General features: G+C 65.3%; 6 protein-coding genes. 5 read left to right on the forward strand and 1 reads right to left on the reverse strand.

What is annotated here, in order from left to right:
• Positions 1–73 precede the first annotated feature (73 nt).
• Positions 74–814, forward strand: a complete 741-nt coding sequence (locus AC4FS3_RS11505) for a YebC/PmpR family DNA-binding transcriptional regulator (RefSeq protein ID WP_283176246.1) — start codon at positions 74–76, stop codon at positions 812–814.
• 162 nt (positions 815–976) lie between these two features.
• Positions 977–1,936, forward strand: a complete 960-nt coding sequence (locus AC4FS3_RS11510) for a lysophospholipid acyltransferase family protein (RefSeq protein ID WP_491020671.1) — start codon at positions 977–979, stop codon at positions 1,934–1,936.
• Between the two features lie 7 nt (positions 1,937–1,943).
• On the opposite strand, the gene AC4FS3_RS11515 is transcribed toward AC4FS3_RS11510, so the two are convergent.
• Positions 1,944–2,831 carry a LysR family transcriptional regulator ArgP gene (locus AC4FS3_RS11515; protein ID WP_491020672.1) on the reverse strand — a complete coding sequence of 296 codons (888 nt, stop codon included), beginning with the start codon at positions 2,829–2,831 and terminating at the stop codon, positions 1,944–1,946.
• A 95-nt stretch (positions 2,832–2,926) separates the two neighbouring features.
• Between AC4FS3_RS11515 and AC4FS3_RS11520 the strand changes: the two genes are divergently transcribed.
• From AC4FS3_RS11520 to AC4FS3_RS11530, 3 genes are all read left to right on the forward strand, one after another.
• Complete coding sequence (locus AC4FS3_RS11520) at positions 2,927–3,529, forward strand: LysE/ArgO family amino acid transporter (protein ID WP_491020673.1); 603 nt, start codon at positions 2,927–2,929, stop codon at positions 3,527–3,529.
• A gap of 21 nt (positions 3,530–3,550) precedes the next feature.
• On the forward strand, positions 3,551–4,465 hold the full coding sequence (locus tag AC4FS3_RS11525) for a DMT family transporter (RefSeq protein ID WP_491020674.1): 915 nt from the start codon (positions 3,551–3,553) through the stop codon (positions 4,463–4,465).
• 133 nt (positions 4,466–4,598) lie between these two features.
• Positions 4,599–5,648, forward strand: coding sequence for a DUF2793 domain-containing protein (locus AC4FS3_RS11530; protein ID WP_491020675.1), 1,050 nt, complete (start codon positions 4,599–4,601; stop codon positions 5,646–5,648).
• Positions 5,649–6,058: the final 410 nt, after the last annotated feature.

The following is a 6,058-nucleotide window of genomic DNA, read 5'->3' on the forward strand; positions in this document are numbered from 1 at the left end:
CCCCGGCTCTTGCCGCAAGCCCGGATGGCGGTGTAAGGAACTCCACCACCGAAATCGAAGGAATGAGGCCCCTATGGCAGGCCATTCGAAATGGGCGAACATCCAGCACCGCAAGGGCAAGCAGGATGGCATCCGCTCGAAGATGTTCTCGAAGCTCTCGAAAGAGATCACCGTCGCCGCGAAAATGGGTGACCCGGATCCCGACAAGAACCCGCGTCTGCGTCTCGCGGTGAAAGCCGCCAAAGCGGTCTCTATGCCGAAAGACGTGATCGACCGCGCCATCAAGAAGTCGCAGATGGGCGATGCGGCGGATTATTCTGAAATCCGCTATGAAGGCTACGGCGCGGGTGGCATCGCCATCATCGTCGAGGCTCTGACCGACAATCTCAATCGCACCGCCTCGAATGTGCGCAGCTATTTCACCAAGGCGGGCGGCAATATGGGCCAGACCGGGTCGGTCTCGCACAGCTTTGATCGTCTGGGCGAGATCTCTTACCCGCTTTCGGCCGGCGATGCCGATTCGGTGATGATGGCCGCAATCGAGGCCGGCGCCGAAGATGTCGAGACCGATGACGAGAGCCACTGGATCTACTGTAAGGTCGAAGACCTCTCCTCCGTCTCGGACGCGCTGGAGGCCACGCTTGGCGAATCGACCGAGGCCAAACTCGTCTGGCGCCCGCAATCGCGCACCGAGGTCGATCTCGACACCGCACAAAAGCTGATGAAGCTGGTGGATCTTCTGGAAGAGGATGACGACGTCCAGACCGTCACCCATAATTTCGACGTGCCCGACGACGTCGCCGCACAGCTCTGAGATCCGTCTTTTCCGACGATCAGAACCCCGGCCATCGCGCCGGGGTTTTTTCTTGCCCGCGTTCCGAAGGGTGCCACCGTCACCTCTGTGTCACCTCGCGGTTGTAATTTGCGGTGCCAGAAGGGCGCGCTTCCCGCGTCCGGTTTAAGACGGGACAGGCGCATGGGGCAGATGGTGCATGGGGATGACAGCTTTGCGGCCTTGCCAGTGCACCCCTCCGGCAGGGTCTGTGATGATCTGCAAAACAGGCTTCCCGGCGCACTCCCTGCGGGCCCGGTCTTCACCTATTCACATCCTGATCAAAGCCCGCTGCGCCGCCGGCTGATCCGCGCGGTGGAGCGCCTTTCGGGCCAGACCCGGATCGAGCGGCTCTATCGCGACTGGCGCAGTGATCCGGGCCGGGATGCGCAGGCGCCGGTTTTTGCCGAGGCGATGCGTGTCCTCGGTCTGCGCACCGAATATACCGCCGGGGATGAAGGGCTGATCCCGAAAACCGGCGGGCTGCTGGTGGTGGCGAACCACCCTTTCGGCATCGCGGACGGGCTGGCGATCGGCGATCTGATCACCCGGATCCGCCCGGATGTGAAGCTGATGGTTCATGCCGCGCTGGCGCACGCGCCCGAAGCGAAGGACCTGGTGCTGCCTGTCGATTTCAGCCATGGGCCGGAGGCGCGGCGCAGCTCAGCCGAGACGCGGCGCGCGGCGAGCGAGTGGCTCGAGGCAGGGCATGTGCTGGTGATCTTCCCGGCGGGCGGTGTCTCGACCGCGCCAAAGCCGCTCTCGCGCCGCGCGGCGGACCCGGCCTGGCATCCTTTCGTCTCGCGCCTTGCGACGCGGCCCGGGGTCCGGGTGCTGCCGGTCTGGTTCCATGGCCAGAATTCACGCCTCTTCCAGATCGCGAGCCATTATTCCTATCCGCTCCGCGTGGCGCTGATCTTCCGCGAGACTCTGAGGCGCGCGAAAAAGCCGTTGCGCATCGCCATCGGCGCACCGGTCACACTGGATCCGGGGCTGAAATCGGTCGCCACCGGTGAGCTCAGGCGCCTCACCTTCGGCCTGGCAGGGGTGAAGGGGCCAAAGCCCGAGGAGGAATTCATCTTCCCTTCGCGGATCAGATGGTAAGATCGCCTCAGGCGGCAGAGGGGGGCACGAGGATTTCGGCAGCCGCCTGCCGGATCGCGCGGGTCAGCGGCGCAAGGGCCGGGGCGACCAGACGCGGGAACTGCCAGTAAAGCGCCACATCCAGCGCCGAATCCGCCACCACCTCCTGCAACCTGCCGGCGTTGATATGGGCGCGTGCGAGAGTTTCCGGGTTCATTGCCCAGCCCAGCCCCAGCAGCGCGGCATCGACAAAGGCCTGGCTCGCGCCGATCCGGTGGCAGGGCAGCGTCACCGGGCCGGCCATCCGCGCGGCCCAGGTCTGTTGCAGCCTGTCCTTGCCGGAATAGATCAGCGAGGGCGCGCGGGCGAGCGCCTCCGCCGTGATGCCGCCTGCAAACCAGCGCGCCATGAAATCCGGGCTCGCGGTGGCGAGGTAGCGCAGCGACCCGAGCGCCACTGTGTCACAGCCCTGTAAGGGGCCGGGATGGGCTGTCACCGCCGCCATCACCTCGCCGCGTCTGAGCCAGTCCTGGCTGACATCTTGGTCGTCAATCACGAGATCGAAGAGAAAATCACCTTCGCAGGCGCGCAGTGCCGGCAGCACCCAGGTCGCGAGGCTGTCGGCATTGACCGCGATCCTGAGCGGCGCCGGCCCTGCGGAAAGGGCCGGCAGATCCCGGGCCAGTTGCCGTTCCAGCAGGCTGATCTCGTCGAAATGGCGGATCAGCCGCAGGCCTTCCGGCGTCGCCTCGCAGGGCTGGCCGCGCCGGATCAGCCGCATGCCGACCCGTTCTTCCAGCGCGCGGATACGTTGCGAGATCGCCGGGGGTGTCACCGAAAGCTCCGCCGCGGCGAGGTCGAAAGCGCCGCGCCGGTGAATGGCAGAGAGGGCGGCAAGCCAGCCGGGGTCGAGCATCGGGATAAGCCAAACTTAATCAGACAAAGAAACATTAACTGGATTTATGTCACCCGCAAGCGGTAGCGAGGCCTGGGTAACCCGGGAGGATGCAGATGTTCGAGGCGCTGTTGTCAGGCTATTTCACGGCGCTGAGTCTGATCCTCGCCATCGGGGCGCAGAATGCCTTTGTGCTGCGCCAGGGGCTCCGGCGGGAATATGTCGGCCTGGTGGTGGCGATCTGTGCGATCTCGGATGCGCTTCTGATCACGCTGGGTGTGGCCGGTTTCGGTGCCATGAGCCGCGCCGCGCCCTGGGCATTGCCGGTGATGAAATGGGGCGGCGTGGCCTTTCTGGTGGTTTACGGCGCACTGAGATTTCGCGCAGCGATGCAGGGCGGCGAAGCCCTGGTGCCCTCCGCGGCGGGCAGGGGGTCGCGCGGCAAGGTGGTGAGCACGGTCCTGTTGCTGACCTGGGCCAATCCGCATGTCTATCTTGACACGGTGGTGCTGCTCGGCTCGGTTTCGGCGCAGCATGACGGTCACCGCCTTGCCTTCGGGATCGCGGCGGCGGCGGGGTCGTTCAGCTTTTTCTCAGCGCTTGGCTTTGGCGCGCGCTTTCTTGCACCGGTCTTCGCAAAGCCCCGCGCCTGGGTCGTGCTGGAGATCGGCGTGGGCCTTGTGATGTGGGCCATAGCGCTCTCCCTTGCCTTTTCGTGAAAACCGGCGCAACCGGGACGGATGTGGAACAGACAGGCCGACCGCCCGGTTGCGGGGATCATCTGGATGCTGGTTTCGGGCATTGCCATGGTTGGCGTGAACGGGGCAGTGAAATATGTCGGCACCTCGCTGCCGGCGACGCAATCGGCTTTTCTGCGCTTTGCGGTCGGGCTGGTTTTCTTCCTGCCGACGCTGCCCGCAATCCTGCGCGCGGGCTATCCGGCGCAGGTCTGGCAGCTCTTCGGCTATCGCGGGATCTTCCATGTCGGCGCGGTGATCCTGTGGTTCTATGCCATGGCCAGGATCCCGGTGGCCGAAGTTTCCGCCATCGGCTTTCTCAACCCGGTGATCGTGCTGATCGTGGGCGGGCTCTTGCTGGGCGAGGGGCTGAGCCTGCGGCGCATCCTCGTGGCATTGGTGGCCTTTGCCGGGGCGCTGATCGTGCTGCGCCCCGGGCTGCGCGAGATTGCCCTGGGTCATTGGGCGCAGCTGGGGGCGGCGTTTCTGTTCGCGGGCGGCTATGTCATTGCGAAACGGCTGAGTGCGCTTGCGCCGGCAGGGGTCATTGTGGCGATGATGACCTATACTTCGGCGATCGGGCTCCTGCCGCTGGCGCTGATCGACTGGCAGCCGGTCGCGCTGTGGCAGATCGCGGCGCTGGCGCTTGGAGCAGGGTTTGCGACGCTGGGGCATTATGCGATGACGCGGGCCTTTGCCGCAGCACCGCTGGCGGTGACGCAGCCGGTGAGCTTTCTGCAGATCATCTGGGCGGCGCTGATGGGGGCGGTCTTTTTCCATGAGGGGATCGACCCGTTTGTGATCCTGGGCGGCGCGGTGATTATCGGGGCGATTAGCTTCAACATCCGCGCCGAAGCCAATGCGCGCCGGGTGATCCGGGCGGCAGATGGCGCCGGCACAAGCGGCCCCGCGACCTGAATTGTTGCGTGCGGCGCGGATCCGGCGCGCGGCAGGCCAGGCTCCGTTAAACCCTGTCTTCTTAGCTTCCGCCCCGCGGGTGCGCGACATGCCTCGCGGTTAACTGCGGCTCTGACCCCGCATGGAGGCAACTATGTCCGATACCACCGATATTCTTGGCCTGCCGCTGATCCTGCCTGCCCAGGCGCAGAAACATGTGACCCATAACGAGGCGCTGCTGGCGCTGGATGCGGTGGTGCAGCTTGCCGTGCTGGACCGCAACCGCACCGCGCCTCCGGTGACGGCGACCCCTGGCGACCGGCACCTTGTGGCAGGCACTGCGACCGGGCTCTGGGTCGGACAGGAGGGGCGGATTGCGGTCCTGACCGGAACGGGCTGGCAGTTCCACGCGCCGCAGCCCGGCTGGCGGGCCTGGGTGCTGGGCGAGGCGCGCGAGGCTGTCTATGACGGCCTCACCTGGAAGACCCCGAACGAGATCGAGGGTGGCTATGCCCGGCTGGGCGTCAGCACGACACCCGATGCGGTGAACCGGCTCGCGGTGGCCTCTGAGGCGGTGCTGATGACCCATCAGGGCGCGGGCGTGCAGCTCAAGCTGAACAAGGCCGCAGCGGGAGATACCGCGAGCCTTCTCTTCCAGACCGCCTGGTCCGGGCGGGCCGAGATGGGGACGGCGGGCGGCAGCGATTTCTCGGTCAAGGTCAGCGCCAATGGGTCCACCTGGTTCACCGGGTTGCAGGTTGCGGCGGCAACCGGTGTGCCCGATTTCCCCCAGGGCCTGACCCGCGCCGGTTCACCGGTCTTTGCGCGCAGCAACATCCTCGGCACCGTCAGTCAGACCGGCGGCGTGCCGACCGGCGCGGTGATCGAGCGCGGGTCGAATACGAATGGCGATTTTATCCGCTTTGCCGATGGCACCCAGATCTGCTGGAAGACGGACCTTACCGTGACCAATGCCTCCACCGCGCTCGGGTCGGGCTTTACCTCAGCGGCGCTGACCTGGATCTTTCCGCAAACTTTCCTTGTCGGATCGACCCCTGTGGTCACGGGCATGGTGGATGCGGTGGACGCCTGGCTTGCGGCTGCGGCACCGGTGGAGGGCTCGGTTTCGCTCCGGGTGCTGGCCATGGTCACGAAGAGCGGCGCAATCGGCGTCAGGGCGATGGCCGTGGGGCGCTGGGTATAGCAGGCCGCTAATCGGGGCAGCGCCAGATCAGTTACCAGACCAGCTACCGCGAAAGCTGCTTCCGTCTTTGGGCTGGTCGAGAGAAGTGATGAAGATGTTAGCAACTGTGTCTATCGACGCTGCTGTGTCTGCCACGGGACGCCTGTTTTGAGGATGGCGTTTGCGATTGTGACGAGCCTGCGGGCGATGGCGACGATGACCAGCTTATGGGGTTTGCCGCGTATTTTGAGGGCCTGTGCGACTGGCTTCAGAACGGGGTTGTTCCAGGCTGCAGCCAGTGCGGCCTGGAACAGGACATGTCTCAATGCGCGCCGACCTCCGGCGATTGCCCGCTTGGAATGCCCCCACTGAGTGGTCCGGTTTGAATGTTAGTGCATTGTCGGCCTGTGGTCCATTTGCACGAAGGTCTC

The sequence above is a fragment of the Pseudogemmobacter sp. TB195 genome (genome assembly GCF_058313095.1).